We start from the raw sequence: 22,899 nt of genomic DNA on the forward strand, positions 1-22,899 counted from the left end.
GACGCTCCCTCCCAGCATGATGTCTAGTTATTGCTGCTTACCTTGTTGCTTTTGTTGCTGTTGACGCTTCGCTTGTGGTTGTTCAGCAGCGAATTCTGCGCCATATTTCTTTTGTTGTTGTTGTTGTTTTTGTTGGTTTTGGTTGTTTGCCATGTGTTTTCACCTCCACGCTTTATAGTTTTACCAAATAAATTGATTTTTAGAGAAAAATGTCGAAAAAAGGAAAATAATTTTTTCGGCTGAGAGGGAGCTACATCACGATGCGGTATTTTTCAACTGAAGAAAGCGACCCTATTGAAGAGAAGTTACGTCAATTGCACGACAAAGGGTTCCGTTTTGGAGAAGAAGTTCGAGAGTTTTTATATTTCGGGAAACTCTCTACAAATGCGACCGATAATCAAGTACTCATTGCATTTACTTGGACCGTTAAATTACAGGGAACGTTTGATGGTAGTTTTTACGTCAACTTATTAGAGCAGTTTGTACAGGGAGAAACTCAATCGGAAGAACAGGCATTTCTATTTATGCAAACTCATCACCTAGTCCAAACGGAAATTCTTCAATAATCATCGTCGCCAATGAAAGGTAAAAAGCAGTCACTGTAGGCCAGTGAACTGCTTTCATTGTTTATAAAGATGTTCTCTTGCCAATGTGTCCGCTCTTTTCATTTCCTTTGGCGACCCCCATTTGATAAAAACGAGCGGGAATGTATCCCAATGCTCTAGGCAAGTAGCAAGCCATTTTTGGAAACCTGCTGCTTTTACATAGCGTTTTTCTATCGCATTTACGACAAGTGAGGAATCCATCACGATCAATAATGTCGAGGGTGCTAGGTTTTTTGCGACTTTTAATGCTTCCAGTAGTGCTACCCACTCTGCCTCATGATTATTTTGGGCACTTATAGCAAAGGATGCTTCCGTTGTTTTACCTTCTTGTTTGCAAACGAATGCCCCACTCGCTTTCGTTGTTTTTGGATCAAATGAGGCATCTACAGTACAAGTAAGCATCATGTATAGTGTGCTCCCTCTCGTGATAGAAATTTTCGTTATTATAGCATGTGTTAAAGAAGTGTGCACAATAATAATAGTAAGTATGAGCTGTTCTCATTACACATAGAAAACATTCATGAGCTGAGCACTCAACCATTCGTGTGAACTTATCCCAAAGCAGTCTAGTTGTGATCAAGGCGGTGCGAGTAAAGCCCCAAATCATTTAGAAATAAAGTATCCTAAGTTGTTCTCCAATAGGATCATTGACATAATGTTAGGATTCTGTGTAACTCCGCCCCTTGAAAAACCGTGAGTACTTCAATGTATTTGTGTTAAGCTACAAAGAAGCTATTTGAGAAAGAAGGAACTCAAGTTGGATGTGAAGCTCCAATTTCAATACGAGTTAACAAAAGGAAAGTTTGTGACAGTAGAGACAGATTGGTTTGCTATAGAATATGCAAAGCAAGCACTTTTTCGAGCAGGAGAACGCTTTGACCGCAACACGCTTCAACTGATTGAGGAAACAGGAATGACATGGACATACAAGGAATTCCTTGCACAAAGTCAGCAGAAGGATGTCGTTCAACAGTTTTCCATATGGACAGACGGAAGCTTCTCGCCAATGAATTATGAAGGGGCATACGGCTTTGAAGTGGAATGGGTGACATCCACTTCCGTACACCGTCACCGTCAAAGTGCACATATAGGCCGCGTTCAAACGAGTTCCGAAGCAGAGTACATTGCCATTTACGAAGCCTTTCGCTGGATGCAGTTAGAGGGAATTCGTGGGGTAGCGGGCACCGTACACAGTGACGCTAAGGGAGCCATGTTGCAACTAAAAGGAGACTACCCTTGCTATGATGTTAAGCTGTGCGACTGGCTCGATCGCATAGAAGAACTTGTTCAGCAGCAAGCGCTTAGACCTGTTTGGAAAGTCATTTCCCGTGCCGACAACGATTCCGCACACCGTCTTGCTAAACGAGCTTTAGAGGGGCAAGACATTTATGCTACGATAGAATTAGAAAATGAGTAGAAAGAAGGTGGATGCTATCGAGCGTCATGTGGCTCTTGAAAATATTGAAGACCTTATGCATACGTACTGTGAAGGGTGTCTTGTACGCTCCACCTTCCGAAAAGAAAAGGGTCGAAAGAGAGCACACCGATTTTGTATAGAGACTTGTACAGTTGGTCAGCAGCTTCAAATGACGGGGAAACAATTAAAAATCGCATCAAAAAAAGGCTAGCAAATGCTAGCCTTCGGGTTTTTTTTGGTAAGAGATTATAATTTTGTGACGTTAGAAGCTTGTGGTCCACGGTTTCCTTCAACGATTTCAAAAGAAACATCTTGACCTTCTTCTAAAGACTTGTAGCCATCGCCTTCGATTGCTGTGAAGTGAACGAATACATCGTCTCCGCCTTCTACTTCGATGAAACCATAACCCTTTTCGTTGTTAAACCATTTTACTTTACCGTTTTGCATGTATAAATCCTCCTAAACCTTTACAGCACTGCAGACGTGCTTCATTCATATTATCATCGAACAAGAAGTACGGTGACTACCCAACTGGATAAGACGAAACCATATCCCATCCGTGATAGCTATACTATACACAATTTTAGATGGAAAGTCAAGGTAGGAGTAAGGGGCGATAGCATATTTTTAAATTCTTTAATGTGAAAACAGCCGATGTTTTTTTGGGGAAAACGATCGCCTAGGTTGGTCGAGCATGATTCGGGCCTGGAACCGGCGGATGAGCACTAAAATCCAATCAGGCATGAATCCAGTCTATTCCCGCGCAAATCCACACTCAAGGAGTTACATCTAGAATAATTCCGCACACAAATCCAAACGTAAGACAATTACATAACATTTATTTTCATAGGAGTTCCTTGGGATCGCTTGGTGAACACTTCCTGTCCTTGTCCATCCTTCTACGCTATAGTACACTTGATATGATACATAGCAGGGAGGGTGCAGTATGCCAACACCTAGTATGGAAGACTACATTGAACAAATTTATTTACTTATAAATCAAAAGGGGTACGCACGAGTATCCGACCTTGCCGAAGTTCTATCGGTTCATCCTTCCTCGGCAACGAAAATGGTTCAAAAACTTGACAAAGATGAGTACCTTGTTTATGAAAAGTATCGTGGATTTATGCTCACTTCAAAAGGGCAGAAGATTGGCAAACGTCTTGTAGATCGACACGAACTTTTGGAACAGTTTCTGCGTGTCATCGGGGTAAAAGAAGAGCATATTTATGAAGATGTCGAAGGTATTGAACATCATTTAAGCTGGGATTCCATAGACCGAATTGGCGATCTTGTGCTGTACTTACAAGAAAGTGAACAGCACAAAACTGCCTTAGAGAAAATTCGTGAACAGGTGGAATAGCTAAAAAACCAAAGGGGCTTCTCAAAGTAGAGAAGCCCCTTTGGTGCATCTATTTAAGGTAGCGTTGGTAAATGAGAGAACGAATGATCTAAGCCGACTGTTTGTTGTAAAAAGACACCTTCTAGATCACCTTGTTCGGCCTCTAAAATGGCTTTTCGATACGAGATGATTCTTCCGCTGTCCGTTTGGAAGCCGACAACCTGTCCTTGATGACGTTGAACGGCCACGATCTGTTCCAATTCGTACCCTCCTCTAATAGAGACGATAGATTTTGTTTTGTAGTGATAGTGTGTCCAAAAATAGGTAAAATATTACACGTGAACAGGAGGAATTGGCTATGGAAGACTGGACGCAATTGACGAAAGCAGCTTGGGACGAGCGAGCAAACGATTGGGCACAACGTTCTGAAAAAATGTGGCTCACAGGAAGTCGTAAAACGATCGTTCCTTTTCTACTTAACCATGTTGAACGAAATGATCACGTATGCGATGTAGGATGTGGAGATGGGATGGGGAGCATGCTACTCGCCGAAGAAGGATTTACAGTTACCGGTATCGATATTTCAAGTGAAATGATTCAGTTGGCAAAGGATCGTTTGAACCGAGCGGGTTTATCCAGAAATCGAAATTCTTTTGAAGTTGGAAGTAGCACGAGTTTGCCATTCTCAGAACGCGCCTTTGACGGGTGTATGGCGATTAACTCGATTGAATGGGTTGAACATCCAATCGATGTGTTAGAAGAGATGAACCGCGTGGTGAAGCCTGGAGGTTGGCTGTGCACATCAATTTTAGGACCTACAGCAGGACCTAGGACAAATAGTTTTAACAGACTTATGAAAAAAAAGGCAATTTGTAATACAATGATGCCATGGGAGTGGCGACAGCTACTGGAACAAACAGGGTGGAAAATTGTAGCACAGCAGGGAATTTGGAAAGAAGCCTTCTCTGGTGAAAAGGCAGCTCAATTACCTGTTTTGCTACAACAGGCTGTTTCATTTTCGTGGCTACTATTGGCGAAACGGACAAAGGAAAATTGTTGAGTAGCAGTTTTGAAACAAGTAGTACATAAGCAAATAAGGGGGAGTAAATCGGCTATGTCTTCTGAAAAATACCGCACTTCACAGTTTTTACAGGCCACCGTTGAAAATCCAGAAAAAAATTCGTTTTTTGAACTTGAAACACAAAGAATGCTGGAGATCAATTTGCAAGATTACGTGTGGGCAAAGATGGGATCTATGGTAGCTTACGCAGGCTCTATTAAGTTTACTCGTGAAGGTATACTGGAACATGGGGTAGGAAAGTTTTTGAAAAAGACGTTCTCTGGTGAAGGAGCTGCCTTAATGAAGGCTTCTGGTCACGGGAAGCTTTATGTGGCTGACTCTGGAAAGAAAATTACGATTTTAGACTTAGAACAAGATGAAGCTGTCGTCGTTAATGGAAACGATCTACTTGCCTTTGCCCCGACCGTTTCTTGGGATATTAAAATGATGAGAAAAGTAGCGGGGATGATGGCAGGCGGCTTATTTTCAATCCGTTTAGAAGGTCCTGGCATGATGGCATTTACCTCTTTCGATGACCCACTTACATTGCGGGTTACGCCCGGTAAACCCATTTTCACTGATCCCAATGCCACAGTCCTTTGGTCAGGTGAATTGCAACCAGAGTTTGTGACAGACATCCAACTAAAAACGTTCTTTGGCAGAGGAAGTGGTGACTCTGTCCAAATGAAATTTGAAGGCAATGGATTTGTCGTCGTCCAGCCTTATGAAGAAGTGTATATGAGCGAACAATCAAGGTCATAACAGAGGAGGTAAAAGGAATGTCTATGAATCCAGACTTACAAATAGCACAACAGCACTCGCTGAAACCAATCGAGGAAATTGCTGCTTCACGTGGACTTACAGAAGAGCAGCTTGAGCGTTACGGACGTTATAAAGCGAAACTAACAAAATCAGCTATGGATAGCCTTCGTTCAAAAGAGAAGGGGAAGCTTGTTCTAGTAACAGCAATGAATCCAACACCGGCTGGGGAAGGGAAATCTACTGTCACTGTTGGTTTAGGTGATGCATTGAATGTCATTGGAAAACAAGCATCAATCGCCCTTAGAGAACCGTCGCTCGGACCTGTTATGGGTCTAAAGGGTGGTGCTGCTGGTGGTGGCTACGCCCAGGTCGTACCGATGGAAGATATTAATTTGCACTTTACAGGCGACTTGCACGCTATTACTACCGCACATAATACGGCCGCAGCCATTTTGGACAATCATTTACATCAAGGAAATACGCTTGGTATAGATCCACGACGTATTGTGTGGAAACGTGTTCTTGACTGTAACGACAGGTCCCTCCGTCAAATTACGATTGGACTTGGAGGACCGCTTCACGGTATACCTCGCCAAGACGGCTTTGATATCACTGTAGCTTCGGAAGTAATGGCAGTTTTTTGCTTAGCAGACGACTTTCAAGACTTAGCCAAACGTATAAAAAGAATCATCGTAGCTTATACGTATCAGGGAAATCCTGTAACCGTTCAAGATATTGGAGCAGACGGCGCTATGCTTGTACTATTACGAGACGCATTTCAACCAAACCTTGTTCAAACATTAGAAGGAACACCTGCATTCATTCATGGAGGTCCATTCGCCAACATTGCGCATGGGTGCAATAGTGTACAAGCGACAAAAGCATCTTTAGCGCTCTCCAAGTATACCGTTACAGAAGCGGGATTTGGAGCAGATCTTGGTGCTGAAAAATTTCTACATATTAAATGTCAACAGGCTAATCTTAAGCCGTCCGCTGTCGTGCTCGTCGTGACAACTCGCGCTTTGAAGTTTCAAGGTGGTGTCCCACTTAGCTCTGTGAAGGAACAAAATATTGCAGCGATCCAAAACGGTTTTGAGAATGTGAAGAAGCACTTAGAAACGATGCAGTCGTTCGGACTCTCCGCTGTCGTCGCTATTAATCAATTTGAAGGCGATCATAAAAATGAGTTATCTGAAATAAAAAGGCTGTGCTCCGACATGAACGTGGACGCTGTACCAACTACTGTATGGGCTGATGGCGGAAAAGGCGGAACAGAACTTGCAAAAAAAGTAGTAGAGGCTTGTGAACGTACAAATCAATTCCAACGTTTGTATCACTTGGAAGATGACGTGCTCACGAAGATTGAAAAAATTGCAAAAACAGTATACGGTGCTGCTACTGTAGAGCTTTCTTCAAAAGCAAAAAAAGATCTGAAGCAACTACAGGCTCTTGGTTGCGAACACTTGCCTATTTGCATGGCGAAAACGCAAAATTCTCTGTCTGACGATCCGAAAGCACTAGGCAGGCCTACAGGGTTTACTCTCCATATTCGGGAGTTGAAGCCATCTATAGGGGCTGGTTTTATCGTAGCTTACGCGGGAAATATTTTGACGATGCCTGGTTTACCAAAAGAGCCTGCAGCCTACGGGATGAGTGTGTCGTCAGATGGAAAAATTGAGGGGTTATTTTAAATGGATTCAACTGCGTTCTCCAATGTCAAAGTGGTCGTGGAAGGAGTTTTTTAACGAGGTGAACCAAAATTTGAATGACTACCATGCATTAGAAAACGAAGTGCGTGTGTTCCATGAAAAAGATGCCTCTGGTCATGATTGGGCTCATATAGCGCGCGTTATAGCCCTCTCGGAAAAAATACGTTCTAGTGAGGAGCAGGGAGATCTGCATACGGTTTACTTAATCGCTCTCCTGCATGATGTACTGGATGAAAAACTGTACACAGGCGGTAAGGAAGAGGCGGAGCAAGCATTCCTGAGCCTTTTATATAAACACAAATTTTCTAATGAAGAATGTGTGCAGCTCCAGAAACAGATCGACAGTATTTCGTTTAAAGGTGGGCATGGCATCCCACCAACAACCATTGAGGCAAAAATTGTACAAGACGCTGATCGATTAGACGCGATCGGAGCAATTGGTGTTGCACGTACGTTTGCCTATGGAGGTGCGAAAGGACACCCGATGTTTGCACCCCAACTCCCGATTCGGGACAACATGACCGAAGCGGCATACCGAACTGGCAAAACTTCTACTCTTCATCACTTCTTTGAGAAGTTGTTTCTTCTGAAGGATCGGATGCACACGGAAACTGCAAAAGAGCTAGCCCAATCCCGTCATGATATGATGAAGCAGTTCGTTGAGGCTTTTATACAGGAATGGACTGTAGACGGTTCGATCTTCAATAAGGAGCAAAAAACGATTGAGAAAATGCGTCAATTCATAGGGAGTAAGTACGTTTAAAGGCAGTTCGATCAATAATATGTTACAATGCGGACAGAACTGGAAGGGAGTGAGCGGACGAGGATGAAAATACAATCCATTGAACCGACCCCAAGCCCAAATACAATGAAGATCTTGTTGGACGAAGCTTTATCGGCAGGAAAAAATTATAATTATAAAGCAAAGGATGTCGAGGAAGCACCAAGTTTCATTCAAGGAATCCTTGCCATTGATGGCGTTACAGGCGTTTATCATGTGGCAGATTTTCTTGCTGTCGAACGCCATCCGAAGCACGATTGGAAGGAGATTCTTCCTAAAGTGCGAGAAGCTCTTGGTGAAAATGTAGCAGAAACAGAATCAAGCCAGCAAGTTGACGAACACTTTGGCGAAATTCAAGTATCTGTATTGACGTTTAAGGACATCCCGATTCAAGTGAAATTACAGTCGGCTGATGAGGAAAAGCGATTTGCTCTTTCGGATCGCTTTCAGCAGTCGATGATGGCGGCGCAACTTGACGGGGACAATGTTGTCTTTCTTAGAAAATGGGTAGAAAAAGGCTTACGTTTCGGAGATGACCTAGAAAACATTGGGCGGGATTGCGTGGAAGAAGTGGAAGCGTCTTATCCGTCTGAGCGATTGGAACGACTCGTTCGATTTGCGAAGAACCCTGATGCAAAAGAGGCGCTCAGACCAAAGCGTTTGAAACTGACGCCACAAGATTTAGATAGTGAGGATTGGAAGAAGCGTTACGAGAAATTAGAGCAAATGGACGATCCTACTTTGGACGATTTACCGGTACTAGAGAAAGCTTTAGAAGACGAAAAAGCATCCATTCGCCGTCTTGCTGTCGTTTATTTAGGAATGATTGAAGATCGAAGCGTTCTCCCTTATCTATATAAAGGTCTGCAAGACAAGACCGTTACAGTCAGAAGAACTGCTGGTGACTGTTTAAGTGACTTAGGATTTCCTGAAGCGATGGATGAGATGGCAAAAGCTTTACAAGACAAAAACAAGCTCGTTCGCTGGCGTGCTGCTATGTTCTTGTATGAAGTGGGAGATGAATCGGTTCTTCCTGCTCTCGAAACTGCTAAGGACGATCCAGAATTTGAGGTTAGCTTACAAGTCCAAATAGCGATAGAACGTATAGCTGGGGGACAGGAAGCAAAAGGATCCGTTTGGAAGCAAATGACTGAAGCGAGAAAGCAAGTAACAGAACACAAGGAGTGAAGAAAACATGTCGATGGCATATGAAGATTATATGAGACAACTAGTTCAACCGATGCGCCAAGAGTTGACGCAAAATGACTTTGAAGAGCTCACAACAGAAGAAGCTGTCGAGCAGTACTTTGAGGAAGTGTCTGGGACGACTTTTGTCGTGATCAACTCTGTATGTGGTTGTGCAGCCGGACTCGCAAGACCTGCAGCTGTTCATGCGGTGCGTCATGCAAAGCATACACCTGATCACCTTGTGACGGTGTTTGCGGGTCAGGACCGTGAAGCAACAGGGAAAATGCGTGAACTTCTTGGAGATTATGAGCCATCCTCACCGTCTATGGCGCTTTTGAAAGGGAATGAGGTAGTACACTTTGTTCCGCGTGAAGAGATTGAAGGACAAGAAGTAGAAGCGATCTTTGAACGTCTTGTTCGAACATTTGATGAGCATTGTGAGTAATGTAAGGAACGAATCGAAGGGTTGACTTCAAGAAGGGTCAACCCTATTTCAACGGAAAGAAAAAAGAACGGAAGCGAATGCCCTCGTTCTTCCAAGATGTTAGTCCGTAATTTCCAAATAAACGAAAGCTGCAAGCATCACAAGTGAACTGATGAAAAAGGCCCAATCGACGGCTTCCATTTTCACATCCTCCTTCATGAAAAATAAGTCCTATAAGTATTTCTACTTTACCATAGTTGGATAATGAAGAACAATTTTTCAAGAAAAAGCTCATGAAGATGTGAAATGTTCTTGAAAAATGAAACCATTTTGCTACATGTCCGTAAACATCAAGTATACTAGTGAAATAGCCTATTTGTTTTGAAGGAGGGAGACCATTGAAAAAGGAGTGGTTAAAGAAGTCGATTGTTGCACTCGTGACTGTACTGACGTTTGGAACAGTGACTCCTTCGTTTGCTGATGAGTACGACGTTTCACAAGAGTTAAAACAGAAAAAAAGAGCAGAACAGACTGAAGTGTCTATGCCGGATGTGTTCTCCCAGCAAGAACTGGAGACGGAGGCAGATCCATACGAGCCGTTACTTTCTATTGCACAAATACGAGCCGAAGCAAAGTTTGGCCCTCGTATTCAGCAAAAAATCGACGAAGAATTTCAAACACTCATACTACCTTTCATAGAAGAAGTCATACGAAAGGAAACTAGTGAAATGGATGCTTCCATTCTGGCTATTTCTACGAAGCAAGGAGGAAAACGTTCCGAAAAGCTGTTTCACGTTTACGATGAAAAGACTGGAGAGGACGTCCTGCGTTTTCACGTGCGCCGTGATCATCCACCAAAGGAAGGATACTGGTTTAACTTTCATTACCATAAAGCAGATGATGGGTTCATTGATCATTATGATCTGGGGTCTATTTTTTGGGATCAAAACACCCCCCCAGAATGGAATGAAAATCGGTTACAATAGAGTGAAAAGAAGTCGCTTGTCCAAACGGATAGCCACCCGACAAAATGTGTATAATTCTAAAAAAATAAATTGAAAAAGGATGTGGAATTAAAGTGGCAATTTCATTAGCGAAAGGTCAAAAAGTAGATTTAACAAAAGGGAACCCAGGACTTACTAAAGTAGTCGTCGGTCTCGGCTGGGATACGAACAAGTACGATGGGGGAGTTGATTTCGACTTAGACTCATCCGTATTTTTGCTCGGAGAAAACGGAAAAGTAAGTTCAGATCAGGACTTCATCTTTTATAACAACTTAAAAGGTGGAAACGGTACTATCGTGCATACAGGGGACAACCGCACAGGAGAAGGTGACGGTGATGATGAACAGGTTGAAGTGTCGTTATCCACTGTACCAGGAGAGATTCAGAAGATTGCTTTTTGTATCACGATCCACGATGCAGCTGCTCGTGGACAGAACTTTGGGCAAGTTTCTAATGCGTTTGTGCGGATCGTAAATAAAGAGTCTCGGGAAGAGTTAATCCGATATGACCTGGCTGAAGACTTCTCTATTGAAACAGCCGTTGTCGTAGGCGAATTGTACCGTCATAACGGTGAATGGAAATTTAGTGCTGTTGGGAGTGGCTACCAAGGTGGACTCGCCGCATTAGCGATTGACTTTGGTTTAGATATCCAATAGAGATTAGCAACTTAGGAGGAGACGAAACATTCATGGAGATTATACAAAGTATTTTAAATACGTATGCCCAGTTCTTTAATTGGGAAATGTGGGTGGAGGCGCTTTCGAGTCCGACTGCGTGGGGACTCATCGGGACACTTGTGATTTTAGAAGGTCTTCTCTCAGCAGATAATGCACTCGTTTTAGCAGTGATGGTAAAACATTTACCTGAGAAACAACGTCGTAGAGCCTTGTTTTATGGGTTGCTAGGCGCTTACTTCTTCCGCTTCTTAGCCATCGGGATGGCGGTCTATTTAATTGAGTTTTGGTGGGTGAAAGTTTTAGGTGGTGCCTACTTAGCTTGGATCGCGATCAAGTACTTCATTGATAAGCGTAAAGAAAAGGCAAACGCTGAAAATGGAGAAGAGGAAATAGAAGGGTTGAACCAAAAAGGGCTCCTCATCCGCATGTTCGGCACGTTTTGGGGAACAGTTGTTGCTGTCGAACTAATGGACATTGCGTTCTCAGTAGACTCTATTTTAGCCGCTGTTGCCATTAGTAACGAAATTTGGGTGCTTCTTGTTGGTGGAATGTTAGGTATCCTCATGATGCGTGGAATTGCCGGTGTGTTTTTAAAACTAATCGACAAAGTTCCGGAATTAGAAACTACGTCTTATGTGCTTATCTTCTTAATTGCTATAAAAATGTTCATATCGGTGTTTGAGATTGAAGTACCAAAAGAAGCATTCTTTGTGATCGTTGCAGTTTCCTTTATTGTTACATTTATTGTGCACAATGTGCGTGCTAAAAAGGCAGTTCAAAGCGAAGGATAACTGTAAAAGGGAACAACCGATATCGGGCGTTCCCTTTTCTCTTACCATGATGAAATGGAGCTGGCACTTGTGAAGAGGTTTTCGTTTTTAACTGAAAGTGAACAACAACGATGGCTTTTGGAGACTCCCCGCTCTCCTTCATCCCAAGTCGAGAAGGCTTTTTCCCTAGGAGCAACTATTTATTTCCCTGCGTTACTCCCAGAGTGGTCATCGAAACTAGCCTCTCTCGAACTAAAAGGGTGCACGAGTGCTGTTGTTTGCCTAGAAGATGCAATTTCAGATGCTGATCTACCTGCAGCAGAGCAAGCTGTACGAGTTGAAGCGAGAAAACTTGCCCAACTTGAAGAGCAGCGACTGCCTCTATTTTTACGTGTGCGTTCTTTAGAGCAGCTTCGTAAGTTGGTAGAAGATCCTGTTTTACAACAGGTATTTACCGGGGTTGTGTATCCAAAGTGGTCGCTAGAAGATGGGGAGCAAGTGTTGTCTATTCTCTCTAACACCAATTGGGTAACAATGCCAATTTTGGAATCTGTTGCTTTGACACATCCTCTCTGGCGTGATGAACTTTTACATGACATGAATGTTCAACTTCTTAACGCGAAAGAGCAAGTGCTTGCTGTTAGAGTAGGTGGTACAGATCTAAGTGGTGCTTATAAGATACGTAGACCCAATACGCGTACGATATACGATGTAGCTGTTGTACGCGATGTGTTAACAGCTGTATTGCGTGAGTTCCGACAACCAACATCTCCATTTGTTGTCACCGCCCCTGTGTTTGAACATTTTTTGTCGACGTCTCGTACCTTTGATACATTTTGTGATGAAATTGCGCTCGATCACTTGAATGGATTTGTTGGTAAAACGATTATTCATCCTTCCCAAGCGTTACCTGTTCTTGCCTATCAAGCGATTTCTTACGAAGAGTACCAAGATGCTGTTCAAATCGTTGAAGCACCTGGTGAAGGTGGTGTGATGAAGAGTGCTTCAGGGAATAAAATGAACGAGACGAACCCGCATAGAGGCTGGGCAGAAGAAACATTGTTAAAATCTTATCTTTTTGGAGTGCTGCAACCCCATGTATCGAATAAACAATTTGCCAATGAGGTCCTTGACTTACAAAGTCGTCGACTCCTTACAAATGAAGTTACACCTAGAGGCGGACGAGCTACATTACACACCTGACCAACTTTTTCAAATGGCGGCACGAAAAAATCCAAAACGTGCTTATTTGTTTGTGAGTAAAGTGATTGGAAAGCATATCGCAGTAAATCCAGCTGTTGCTTTTCAGTTTGCTTCGCAGCTAGCGAATAAAGTTGCTGAAGTTCTTCCTTGTTCCAAAAGAAAAACGAGATGGAAGCCACATACCCCTGTTTCCTTCTTCGGTTACGCAGAAACAGCTACAGGACTTGCGCACGCTGTCTTTCGAGAATTTGAAAATGCGAGTTTTTTGCATTCTACCCGCGTGCGCTTTCCGAATGTGACACCACTTTTTTCATTTGAAGAAGAGCACTCTCATGCAACGCGCCATGACGTTTACGCAACGCAAACCCATTTCCATTTTGATAGACCGCTCGTGTTGGTAGATGATGAAATCTCAACCGGGAACACAATCATGAACACGATACAATCACTACACGACAAAATCCCTCGAAAGCATTATGTTGTAGCTAGTTTATTGGATTGGCGAACTGCACCCGAACAAGAAGCGTTTATTGCATTAGAAGCGAAATTAGGTTGTCGAATTGATACAGTTACCTTATTGAAGGGAGAGCGCGAACAAATTGGCCATTTAACCGATACGGATCCACAGTGGGAGAAGTGCTCAACACACTCGGATGTTGTACTAAAGGTATCGTCTCTCTCTTCCCTACATGCACTGCCGCTAGACGAGACGAACCTCCCGCGTAGAAGGGAAACTGGACGCTTTGGATTGACAAGTGAAGATCAAATTCGAGTGGACCAATGGTGTCATCAAGTAGGTGAGTGTTTGCGGGAAAAACGGAAGGGAAGTCAAACGCTAGTTCTCGGTACAGGGGAATTTATGTACCTGCCAATGCGTATTGCTCTTTCTATGGGTGAAGGTGTTGTAATGCAATCGACGACAAGGAGCCCTATATTAGTTCGAGATACGCCAGATTACGCTGTTCGACATGGCTTACAGTTTGACTCTATAGAGGGAGAGTCGCTAACTGAATACGTGTATAACGTAGGAGAAGGGATGTACGATGAGCTCTTCCTATTACTCGAGACAATGCCCTACCCAGCACATGTGCAAAGTGTCGTTGCAACGTGCAAAGAGCTGGGGATTGAGCATGTACACGTATACACACTCGCAAAGGAAAAAGAGGGGTCACTTACATGAAAAACCTTACTCACACGAGTTTTTCCGCAGAAGACTGCACGGTGTTGTTGACTGATTTGTCCGATGCCTCGGTTGAAGAAACGAGAGAGAAACGAGAGCGAGGGATCCAATTAGGAACGTCCCATTATAGCGAAACACTCTTAAGAGAGACCCTTCCAACTGAGACGTATTCGATTATTTTTGAACAAGCTATTCGCCGTGAAGGGAAACAAGTAGCACAGCTCGTCGCAAATTGTGCGAAGAATCTTTGGGACAAGTATGGGGGTCGCTTTGTGCTTGTGAGCTTAGCGCGAGCAGGTACACCAGCTGGGGTGCTCGTTAAGCGTTATATTCAGCAAGCATGGGGCGCTTCCATCCCTCACTATACAGTATCCATCTTACGAGATCGGGGTCTTGATGAGAATGCCATCCATACGATTGTAGAGGCACACCCCGGTCTTCCGCTACAGTTTTTTGATGGATGGACAGGAAAAGGAACGATAACGAGAGAGTTACAAAAAGCGTGTAACTTTTGGAACGAACGGTATACGCCCGCTATCTCCTCGGACCTTGCTGTATTAGCAGACCCTGGGAGGTGTGCGTCCGTTTCTGGAACGGAAAGAGACGTGTTACTTCCCCATGCATGTTTAAATGCAACGGTTACTGGTTTGCTTAGTCGAACGATATGGAATGAGAAATTTTTAGCACCGAATGATTATCATGGAGTAAAAGTTTATCAGGAATGGCAAAAGTACGACGTCACAAATGGGTATATTCAGGAAATTGCGAATTGGTTTTCAGCTGTACAGCCGCAAGTGACGGATCAAGTTGATAAGATGTCGTTCAAAGGTGAGTACGTTGTGCATAAACTTCAGAAAGAGTGGGGGTTGCCAACTGCTCATTTTATCAAACCAGGTATTGGTGAAACGACACGTGTTTTATTACGGAGAGTCCCTTGGAAAGTTCTGGTGAATAATGCCTCGTCACCACAGGTGCAGCACATTTTACAGCTTGCTAAAGAAAAACAGGTAGATGTAATTGAAACTGATACTGGACATTATGCCGCTGTAGGGTTGATTCAACCTTTAGAAGGTGCAAACACATGATTTTTATCGATTTGGATAGAACGATCGTCTATTCAAAAAAATGGGTTAGAAAAACAGAGGCTCATGACGAGTTGGTTCGTATAGAAGAAACAGAAAGAGCTACCTCTTTTATAACGCAGAATGTGGCAACTCTTCTTTCACAATATCATCATCATATTATTCCTATTACTGCCCGTTCCCTGGATCAGTTTACTCGGTTACAGAAACCGTTCTCACGGTATGCGTTTCCGTACGTTGTTTGTGTGAACGGGGGCGAGCTATACCGCAGAGGTACCGTAGAAGAACAGTATAAACAGATTACAGATAAAATGTGGGGTAATACAGTATCTCCCGAAAAGCTTTGCGGGATGATGAAACTGCCACGATACGGACAAGCGCGGATCGTGTCCGGAATCTATATAACAGTAAAAGGGGACGGTGTGGTCGAAGAGACTGATAGGTTACAAGAATTTGTGCAAAGATACGGGTATCGTTGTTTGCCACACGGAAATCGCCTATACATTTTACCGTATTTTTGTGAAAAAAGGCGTGCTGTTGAATATATCCAATCAAAATTAAACTTACAAACTATTCTTGTAGCGGGTGACTCTTGGATTGATCAGGATATGCTAAGCATTGCCTCAAGTGGGATCGTTCCTAGACATGGAGAACTTGCACGGTGGGCGAATCAACAACCACATCTCTCCGTAACAAATCATACAGGTCCGCTTGCTGGGGAGGAGATTATGCAATACCTTCTGAATCGTCTTGAAAAAAACGACGAAGAACTAAGTACAATAAACCACCAGTAGCATAAAAAATCGGTGAAGTAAGCCAGAATGATAACTTCGAAGAAAGGAGCCATCCGATAATGGCACTATATACGATTAAGTCTAGCAGAATCCATCTTCCGCTCGTAAGTACGGACTGCACCACCTCGGCTTCTTCTCTAGTTCCACGTGGAAAGCGCCATCTCATAAAGAACACCCTTTCAAACTGAATTACTGTCTGTATATTCTAAAGGGGCCTTTTTGGTGACGATTGTAGTTGTTTACTAAAGAATGAAAGGCTAATACCGTGACGTCCTAGTAATGGATCTCTACTAAAACCTCACTGTCCATGGGCCCAACGTATAGCCACTCACGGCCTGTGAGCGAACCTTTTCTGACCCACATCGTTGGGCCCTCAGAGTAAACTGTTTCCAAACAATTTTGACGTATGGTACACTAAAGTGAATAAAGCAGAATGTAAAAGGGGATTGGGAACAGATGGCAAATGAACAATCCATTGGGCAATTTGACCCGAAACCACTTTCTATTCATGATGAAACACAATGGAAAGATTGGTTAATAAAACCTTTTTCAGAAAGACCACATTTTAAACTATCGGGGCAAACACTTCATATAAGTCAACTTCTTGTTCGCGTGCTAGGCGTCCCACTCGACGTAGATCAGTATTATAATGATCTGCTAGAGTTTTCCTCATTACCCGAATATGGAATAACGATACTTGACGATAAGCGGTTAGATCGTACGATTGATCCTCAAAAATTTCAACACGCACAAGAATTAGTTCAAACAGCTAGTCAACAGAACTTGTCAATAAACCGCCTCATTGCTTTTGCAGATGGAAAACGTCTTCTCCCTAAGCATAGTCATCCTGCTATCCATAGAGGTCTTCGAACGGCGTTAATCAAAACATTGCATACGTTTCAAGAACAAGAGCAATTAGGGTTTCAAGCAGACACTTTTAGAAGAGTTTGGATTGATATTGTTAAGTGGACGGCAAACCATGCTATTCCAATGCTCGACGATATTTCTGTTGAAGAGCGCATGCCTCATATTCTTTGGTATGGAGACGCTTCAAAAAGTCAGCAATATTTTCTTATTTACTTATGCTATATCGGGTGCGATGTGGTCACTGTTCATCCTGGAGGTGTAGACGTACTGGAGTGGTTCCCAGACAAAAGCTACGTACAAACATTTCCTGAACGAGATGATGAAGAAGTACCATTTCCTACAGAGAAAAGGCAAAGGAAAGCTACTGTCGCGTATAGGGCGAGCCAAGAAATGGATCGTGTGTTACACAATGAGCAATCGTCATTGTACAAACCTTGGCAGTTTCGTGAATACACACCGAAGGCCATCACATTACGCACGACGTATGACGAGGCATTTCTTATGACAAAAGAGAGAGCGTTTGTCCGTCCGAACTTCCATGTTGAAAATGGCGAGGTTCACATACCTAGTGTCTTTGTGAAAATTCAAGGTGTATCCAAGGATCGTAAAGAGTATTGGGATCGCCTGCACGATATTGTAGCACTAGAGCCCTCTTTACTCGTACAAAAATTCCCTTTTTCCAAAACGATTACTAGTGATTTCCGCTATCACTACCAACATGCGCTCGATCGTTCTGGCAAGCTTTCTCCTAAGAAAATGCGTCAAGCGCACTATTGGCAGTACAAGCACCTAGCAGAAGGATTGCAACAAGGTCTCGCCGAAATCATTCGGGATGTTTGTCAAGATCCGAAATTTGCAAAACAAGGCTCTGACACAGATGAAGACGTGAAAGTGTTCCTTTTCACACAAGCAATGCACATTCCAGATGAGATGATGCGTATGCTTCAACAGTTTGATTATTCTCAAGCAGTACCTAAGCTCGTCCTTTATAACAATGAGCAAAATGGAACGCTATCAAGACACGATGCAGCTCTTTTGCGAATTCTTTCGAAGATGGGTATCGACGTCTTTTTATATAATCCACCGGGTCATAACGATATTGAGCCTCATTTGGATGACGAGCTGTTTGATGTTCATTGGCTGGAGGATGTTGTGTTTGATCAAGCATTTAAGGAACCGTCATTTCTAAAGAAAATGACGTGGGGTATGAAAAAATTCACGAGGTGATGATTGGTGACGAATACGGAAGCAACGCTGGACATGCAACAACTTCCTGAAGAAAAATTATCGGAAGCAAAAGTTCCCGAATTAAAGCAAAAGTTACGACAAGAACCAGAAGTTAAAGAACTCGCTCTATCTATTGACGAAAAAGATCAAATGCAAATGCTCGCATTCGGTAAGGAGCCAGCGCAGGAAATTTCCAAGTTTTCAGATGAGATTCTTCACAACATGCGAGGCACAAAGCTGGAAGATTCGAGTGTGTTATTAAAGCAACTCGGGAAAATCATGGACAAGTTTGATAAAAAGGACTTCGAAAATACTGGGAAGGGGTTATTTGGAAAACTTTTCAAGCGAGGGGAAAAACTCGTAGATAGATTGTTTTCTAAATACCAAACGATCGGTGGAGAAATCGATAAAGTTTATGTGGAAATCTCTAAATATCAAGATGAAATGGTTCAGTCTACGAATGTGTTGGATCGGATGTATGAAGAGAACTATCGATACTACATCACGCTTGAGAAGTACGTTGTTGCTGGTGAAATGAAATTAGAAGAGCTAAAAACAACGATACTTCCCCAATTGGAAGCAAAGGCTACGAGTGGAGACCAATTGGCGACGATGCAGCTGGACACTTTGAAAAATGCAGTCGATTTATTAGAGACGCGTATTTACGATTTAGAAATGGCCAAAATGGTCTCTCTACAAACCGCCCCGCAGATTCGATTGTTGCAGCGTGGAAACACAAAACTGATCGGAAAAATTAATTCAGCATTCGTGACTACTATTCCAATCTTTAAAAACGGTCTTATTCAAGCTGTTTCTGCTAAACGTCAGAAATTAGTGGCAGACTCTATGAGTGAACTTGACCGCCGTACGAACGAGATGCTTGTGAAGAATGCACAAAATATTTCTTCGCAAAGTACAGAAATTGCAAAATTGGCAGGAAGCCCATCCATTAAGCTCGAAACTGTTGAAGAAACGTGGAACATCATTATGAAAGGGATGGAAGAAACGAAGTCTATTGAGGACGAGAATCGCCGGTTACGTGAGCAAGGATCGGTTAAAATGTTAGAATTACAGGAGAAGTTTCAAAATATGAAACAAAATGCATCTGCTAGTCGTACAAATAACTAAACTAAACAGGAATAAGGAGTGAATAGTATGGCGATTTCTTTACAAAAAGGACAACGTGTTGACTTAACGAAGGGGAATACAGGTTTATCTCGTGTACTTGTAGGACTCGGCTGGGATCCTGTAGAAACCCGAGGTGGCGGACTCTTCGGTTCGTTATTTGGCGGTGGTGGTGGCCAAAACGTTGATTGTGACGCATCAGTCCTGATGCTAGACGAAAACGATAAAGTTCGTACAACAAATCAAGTGATCTACTTTGGAAACTTGAAGAGTGAATGTGGAAGCATTGTACACACTGGAGACAATTTAACGGGCGATGGAGATGGTGATGACGAGCAATTGTATGTCGAATTAAATAAGGTACCATCGAACATCCAAAAACTTGTATTTGTTGTGAACATCTATGATGTAGTGAAACGTAAACAACATTTTGGTATGATTAAAAATGCTTTCATCCGAGTTGTAAATCCAGCTAACAACGATACGTTACTTCGCTACAATTTGTCAGAAGATTATTCTGGAAAGCTTAGCTTAATTGTAGGGGAGATGTATCGTCAAGGTTCAGAGTGGAAATTTGCGGCGACGGGTAACGGGACAGAAGATACAGGTATCCGTGAGCTCGTCAAACGCTATTCAGCTTAATTTTTAGTACTCTTTATACACATTACTTAGAAACGATCACACACTTATTAAAGTAAGGGAGCGAGCTTTCGTGACGATTAACTTACAAAAAGGGCAGAAAATTGATCTAACGAAAACAAACCCGGGTTTAACAAAAGCAATCATTGGACTCGGCTGGGATATCAATCAATTTGACGGTACGCAGGAATTTGATTTAGATGCGTCAGCTTTCTTAGTAGGTGCATCTGGCTCTGTACAACAAGATATCGATTTTATATTTTACAACAATGTGAAACACCCATCTGGCGGTGTAGAGCATACGGGAGATAACCGGACTGGTAAAGGGGACGGGGATGATGAGCAAATTTTGCTAGATTTTACGAAAATTCCTGCACACGTTGATAAGGTAGCCGTTGCGGTAACCATTCATGATGCGGAAGCACGTCATCAAAACTTTGGTCAAGTATCAAATGCGTTCGTTCGCGTCGTTGATGATGCCAATTCTAATGAGATTCTTCGCTTTGATTTAGGAGAAGACTTTTCTGTGGAAACAGCCGTTGTCGTTTGTGAGCTTTACCGACATAACGGAGAATGGAAATTCAATGCAGTCGGAAGTGGATTTCAAGGTGGATTAGCCTCCCTGTGTCGTAACTATGGACTAGAAGTTTAGCTTTAATGTGAAAATGAGGAGAGGAGATCTATAAATAGATCTCCTCTTTTTATTTTGGAATCACCTATCGTGGTTTCCGCCAGAACATGGGTGGTTTTAAAACGTTGTAATAGTAAAATTTCTGACATAAAGGTTCAGAAAGTTCTAGTAATCTGTTATAATAGATACATAGTTATTAAGAGTGTAATGAACTAAGATTTCAGCGTTAGGAACAACACAGTCTATGATTCACATAGAAATATACTCACATTCCCTTTGGAGTTCAACACTGCGCACCCATACCTGTTGAAACAGCATGAACACTACATCTAGGAGAACATCTATTCAGGAGGTGCATGCAAATTGAAACGGCGATGGCCACTTATTTTAGTGTTACTTTGTATACCCCTCGTAGGATTCCAAGCTTCAAATCTATTGCAGATAGGTAGACCTTTGCAAGCATTCTCAACATCATCCGCACTTTATCAAAATATGACGCTGACCAATGAGGATGTCTTGGGGCGTATTCTTATCTTACCTGAAAAATCATTTAACGAAGTGGAGGCAGCTCATATGATTCAACGCCTCGACCAACTTCCAGCTGAGTTACTCCAAGAACTTGTTAACCAAGAAGTTACTATCCGCTTATTTAATGGTGCACTTACTGACTTTACTACGACCGAACGTCTGCAAGGTGTTAGACCTCGTGGCTATGAAAATTCTCTCCTAACTTGGGATGATGTTCCCGGAATGGGTGGACAAAAGACTGTATATGCGAAAATAGGTGCCAGCCAAAAAGGAAATGGTCACGGTTCTGTCAATTTAGAACTACACGAGCTCGCCCATACGATTGACAAGGTCGTTTACAAGTTTGCTAGAGATGATGTACACTTCATACAAGCGTGGAAAAAGGAGGCTCCTCAACTCTTTCCAGGCCAAGCCTATTTTTCGAATTATCCAGAAGAGTACTTTGCAGAAACGTTTGCTTATTATTATTACACATCACTTACGAAACAAGAGTTGTATGAAAAGGCTCCAGAAACGTTTGTTTACTTTCAAGAATTAGAAGAACGATTACGTAATTAAAAAAGGGTGAACTACTTATGGAGGCATACCTTCAATTAGCAGAACATGTGCTGAAGAATGGGGAAGAACGAGATGATCGCACGGGGACTGGAACGATTGGTACATTTGGTTACCAAATGCGTATTGATTTAGAGAAGGGCTTTCCCCTGCTCACTACAAAGAAGCTGCACACAAAATCAGTTGTCCACGAGCTCATTTGGTTTTTACAAGGAGATACGAACGTACGGTATTTACAGGAAAATGGTGTGCGCATTTGGAACGAGTGGGCAGATGAAAATGGCGAGCTTGGCCCAGTGTACGGTCAACAATGGCGAAGCTGGCCTACGCCAAATGGCAATGCAGTAGACCAATTACAGCACGTGATTGATGAGCTCAAAAACAATCCTAATTCAAGAAGACACGTTATTTCTGCCTGGAATGTCGGACAGTTGCAAGAAATGGCATTGCCACCTTGCCACTGTTTGTTCCAATTTTACGTGCAAAATGGCAAGTTATCTTGTCAACTTTACCAACGATCCGCAGACGTCTTCTTAGGTGTACCCTTTAACATTGCCTCTTACAGTTTACTAACGCACTTAGTTGCACAAGTAGCGGAATTACAAGTTGGAGAATTTATCCACACTTTTGGTGACGTCCATATTTATAAAAATCATGTAGAGCAAATGAAAGAGCAGTTGAAGCGTTCCCCACGTTCGTTGCCAACGCTTATGTTAGACAAATCCATCACATCTATTGAAGATTTTCGCTACGATCACATTTCCTTTGAAAACTATGAACCGCATCCTGCCATTAAAGGAACGGTTAGCGTATGATTAGCTTAATTTGGGCAATGGATGCGAATGGAGGTATTGGGAAAAATAACGGTCTTCCATGGCATATAGGGGAAGATTTGCAACATTTTAAGCAAACTACGTTACATTCTCCTGTAGTGATGGGTCGAAAAACGTTTGAATCTATTGGTAGACCCCTCCCACATCGTGAAAATTACGTGATTACAAGGCAAAAAGATGTAGAGTTTGAAGGGGTTACCATCTTACATAGTGTAGATGAGTGGCTATCGATCGTGAGCGAACAGGATTCACGGGTGAAATGGTTCTGTATTGGGGGGGCACATTTGTTTGAGCAGGTGTTACCTTTTGCAGATGAACTCGTCGTTACCCACATTGATGCGGTCTTTTCATGCGACACATTTTTCTCGCCTATCAATGATGGGGAATGGAAGATAGAAAATGAAAGACAAGGGACAAAGTGCACAGAAGTAGGCGTATCTTACAAGTTTGTGACGTATAAAAGAATAAAATCGTCGTGATGTAGGGAAGAAGGGGA

At 42.6% G+C, this 22,899-nt stretch carries 28 protein-coding genes; 24 read left to right on the forward strand and 4 right to left on the reverse strand.

Annotated elements, in window-relative coordinates:
• Nucleotides 1–27: 27 nt before the first annotated feature.
• Complete coding sequence (locus HHK01_RS15750) at nt 28–153, reverse strand: hypothetical protein (protein ID WP_265575559.1); 126 nt, start codon at nt 151–153, stop codon at nt 28–30.
• A 107-nt stretch (nt 154–260) separates the two neighbouring features.
• Here HHK01_RS15750 and HHK01_RS06765 point away from each other — a divergent pair, with 107 nt between their 5' ends.
• The gene (locus tag HHK01_RS06765) at nt 261–566 is read left to right on the forward strand and encodes a DUF6123 family protein (protein ID WP_170007062.1); all 306 of its coding nucleotides are present in this window, start codon (nt 261–263) and stop codon (nt 564–566) included.
• Nucleotides 567–620: 54 nt separating this feature from the next.
• Here the strand turns inward: HHK01_RS06765 and HHK01_RS06770 are convergent, their stop codons facing one another.
• Nucleotides 621–1,010, reverse strand: coding sequence for a reverse transcriptase-like protein (locus tag HHK01_RS06770; RefSeq protein ID WP_170007063.1), 390 nt, complete (start codon nt 1,008–1,010; stop codon nt 621–623).
• Between the two features lie 358 nt (nt 1,011–1,368).
• On the opposite strand from HHK01_RS06770, the gene HHK01_RS06775 reads away from it, so the two are divergent.
• Nucleotides 1,369–2,022, forward strand: a complete 654-nt coding sequence (locus HHK01_RS06775; RefSeq protein ID WP_228027727.1) for a reverse transcriptase-like protein — start codon at nt 1,369–1,371, stop codon at nt 2,020–2,022.
• Nucleotides 2,015–2,233 carry a zinc-finger domain-containing protein gene (locus tag HHK01_RS06780; RefSeq protein WP_170007065.1) on the forward strand — a complete coding sequence of 73 codons (219 nt, stop codon included), beginning with the start codon at nt 2,015–2,017 and terminating at the stop codon, nt 2,231–2,233. The genes HHK01_RS06775 and HHK01_RS06780 overlap by 8 nt, the downstream gene beginning before the upstream one ends.
• A gap of 35 nt (nt 2,234–2,268) precedes the next feature.
• Here the strand turns inward: HHK01_RS06780 and cspD are convergent, their stop codons facing one another.
• A complete protein-coding gene (cspD, locus tag HHK01_RS06785; RefSeq protein WP_170007066.1) occupies nt 2,269–2,469 on the reverse strand; it encodes a cold-shock protein CspD in 201 nt (66 codons plus the stop codon).
• Nucleotides 2,470–2,968: 499 nt separating this feature from the next.
• On the opposite strand from cspD, the gene mntR reads away from it, so the two are divergent.
• Entirely contained in the window at nt 2,969–3,385 is a 417-nt protein-coding gene (gene mntR, locus HHK01_RS06790) for a transcriptional regulator MntR (RefSeq protein WP_170007067.1), read from the forward strand.
• A 53-nt stretch (nt 3,386–3,438) separates the two neighbouring features.
• Here mntR and HHK01_RS06795 read toward each other — a convergent pair whose 3' ends face one another.
• Nucleotides 3,439–3,624 carry a DUF3892 domain-containing protein gene (locus HHK01_RS06795; protein ID WP_170007068.1) on the reverse strand — a complete coding sequence of 62 codons (186 nt, stop codon included), beginning with the start codon at nt 3,622–3,624 and terminating at the stop codon, nt 3,439–3,441.
• Between the two features lie 98 nt (nt 3,625–3,722).
• Here HHK01_RS06795 and HHK01_RS06800 point away from each other — a divergent pair, with 98 nt between their 5' ends.
• The 20 genes from HHK01_RS06800 to HHK01_RS06895 all read left to right on the forward strand — a co-directional run bounded on the left by HHK01_RS06800 (nt 3,723) and on the right by HHK01_RS06895 (nt 22,882).
• Complete coding sequence (locus HHK01_RS06800) at nt 3,723–4,424, forward strand: class I SAM-dependent methyltransferase (RefSeq protein ID WP_170007069.1); 702 nt, start codon at nt 3,723–3,725, stop codon at nt 4,422–4,424.
• A 54-nt stretch (nt 4,425–4,478) separates the two neighbouring features.
• Nucleotides 4,479–5,186 carry an AIM24 family protein gene (locus HHK01_RS06805; RefSeq protein WP_170007070.1) on the forward strand — a complete coding sequence of 236 codons (708 nt, stop codon included), beginning with the start codon at nt 4,479–4,481 and terminating at the stop codon, nt 5,184–5,186.
• A gap of 23 nt (nt 5,187–5,209) precedes the next feature.
• A complete protein-coding gene (locus HHK01_RS06810; RefSeq protein WP_170008696.1) occupies nt 5,210–6,877 on the forward strand; it encodes a formate--tetrahydrofolate ligase in 1,668 nt (555 codons plus the stop codon).
• 22 nt (nt 6,878–6,899) lie between these two features.
• Nucleotides 6,900–7,658, forward strand: coding sequence for an HD domain-containing protein (locus HHK01_RS06815; protein WP_170008697.1), 759 nt, complete (start codon nt 6,900–6,902; stop codon nt 7,656–7,658).
• Between the two features lie 63 nt (nt 7,659–7,721).
• Entirely contained in the window at nt 7,722–8,864 is a 1,143-nt protein-coding gene (locus tag HHK01_RS06820; RefSeq protein ID WP_170007071.1) for a conserved virulence factor C family protein, read from the forward strand.
• Nucleotides 8,865–8,871: 7 nt separating this feature from the next.
• Complete coding sequence (locus tag HHK01_RS06825; protein WP_170007072.1) at nt 8,872–9,309, forward strand: BrxA/BrxB family bacilliredoxin; 438 nt, start codon at nt 8,872–8,874, stop codon at nt 9,307–9,309.
• A 377-nt stretch (nt 9,310–9,686) separates the two neighbouring features.
• Nucleotides 9,687–10,274 (forward strand): YpjP family protein, encoded by a 588-nt coding sequence (locus HHK01_RS06830; protein ID WP_170007073.1) that lies wholly within the window; start codon nt 9,687–9,689, stop codon nt 10,272–10,274.
• 92 nt (nt 10,275–10,366) lie between these two features.
• Nucleotides 10,367–10,948, forward strand: coding sequence for a TerD family protein (locus HHK01_RS06835; protein WP_170007074.1), 582 nt, complete (start codon nt 10,367–10,369; stop codon nt 10,946–10,948).
• Between the two features lie 32 nt (nt 10,949–10,980).
• Nucleotides 10,981–11,760 (forward strand): TerC family protein, encoded by a 780-nt coding sequence (locus HHK01_RS06840; protein ID WP_170007075.1) that lies wholly within the window; start codon nt 10,981–10,983, stop codon nt 11,758–11,760.
• 69 nt (nt 11,761–11,829) lie between these two features.
• Entirely contained in the window at nt 11,830–12,942 is a 1,113-nt protein-coding gene (locus tag HHK01_RS06845; RefSeq protein ID WP_170007076.1) for an HpcH/HpaI aldolase/citrate lyase family protein, read from the forward strand.
• Nucleotides 12,899–14,122 (forward strand): phosphoribosyltransferase family protein, encoded by a 1,224-nt coding sequence (locus tag HHK01_RS06850; RefSeq protein WP_228027689.1) that lies wholly within the window; start codon nt 12,899–12,901, stop codon nt 14,120–14,122. Before HHK01_RS06845 ends, HHK01_RS06850 begins: the two co-directional genes overlap by 44 nt.
• Complete coding sequence (locus tag HHK01_RS06855) at nt 14,119–15,207, forward strand: cysteine protease StiP family protein (RefSeq protein WP_170007079.1); 1,089 nt, start codon at nt 14,119–14,121, stop codon at nt 15,205–15,207. Before HHK01_RS06850 ends, HHK01_RS06855 begins: the two co-directional genes overlap by 4 nt.
• A complete protein-coding gene (locus HHK01_RS06860; protein WP_170007081.1) occupies nt 15,204–15,998 on the forward strand; it encodes an HAD family hydrolase in 795 nt (264 codons plus the stop codon). Before HHK01_RS06855 ends, HHK01_RS06860 begins: the two co-directional genes overlap by 4 nt.
• A gap of 456 nt (nt 15,999–16,454) precedes the next feature.
• Nucleotides 16,455–18,092, forward strand: coding sequence for a YceG family protein (locus HHK01_RS06865; protein ID WP_170007083.1), 1,638 nt, complete (start codon nt 16,455–16,457; stop codon nt 18,090–18,092).
• 33 nt (nt 18,093–18,125) lie between these two features.
• Nucleotides 18,126–19,220, forward strand: coding sequence for a toxic anion resistance protein (locus HHK01_RS06870; RefSeq protein WP_170008698.1), 1,095 nt, complete (start codon nt 18,126–18,128; stop codon nt 19,218–19,220).
• 27 nt (nt 19,221–19,247) lie between these two features.
• On the forward strand, nt 19,248–19,859 hold the full coding sequence (locus tag HHK01_RS06875) for a TerD family protein (RefSeq protein ID WP_170007085.1): 612 nt from the start codon (nt 19,248–19,250) through the stop codon (nt 19,857–19,859).
• 70 nt (nt 19,860–19,929) lie between these two features.
• On the forward strand, nt 19,930–20,508 hold the full coding sequence (locus HHK01_RS06880) for a TerD family protein (protein WP_170007087.1): 579 nt from the start codon (nt 19,930–19,932) through the stop codon (nt 20,506–20,508).
• Between the two features lie 342 nt (nt 20,509–20,850).
• The gene (locus HHK01_RS06885; RefSeq protein WP_170007088.1) at nt 20,851–21,573 is read left to right on the forward strand and encodes an anthrax toxin lethal factor-related metalloendopeptidase; all 723 of its coding nucleotides are present in this window, start codon (nt 20,851–20,853) and stop codon (nt 21,571–21,573) included.
• 17 nt (nt 21,574–21,590) lie between these two features.
• Complete coding sequence (locus HHK01_RS06890; RefSeq protein WP_170007090.1) at nt 21,591–22,385, forward strand: thymidylate synthase; 795 nt, start codon at nt 21,591–21,593, stop codon at nt 22,383–22,385.
• Entirely contained in the window at nt 22,382–22,882 is a 501-nt protein-coding gene (locus HHK01_RS06895) for a dihydrofolate reductase (protein ID WP_170007092.1), read from the forward strand. The genes HHK01_RS06890 and HHK01_RS06895 overlap by 4 nt, the downstream gene beginning before the upstream one ends.
• Nucleotides 22,883–22,899 lie beyond the last annotated feature (17 nt).

This window comes from Bacillus fonticola (genome assembly GCF_012955605.1).
GTDB lineage: Bacteria > Bacillota > Bacilli > Bacillales > JC228 > Bacillus_CG > Bacillus_CG fonticola.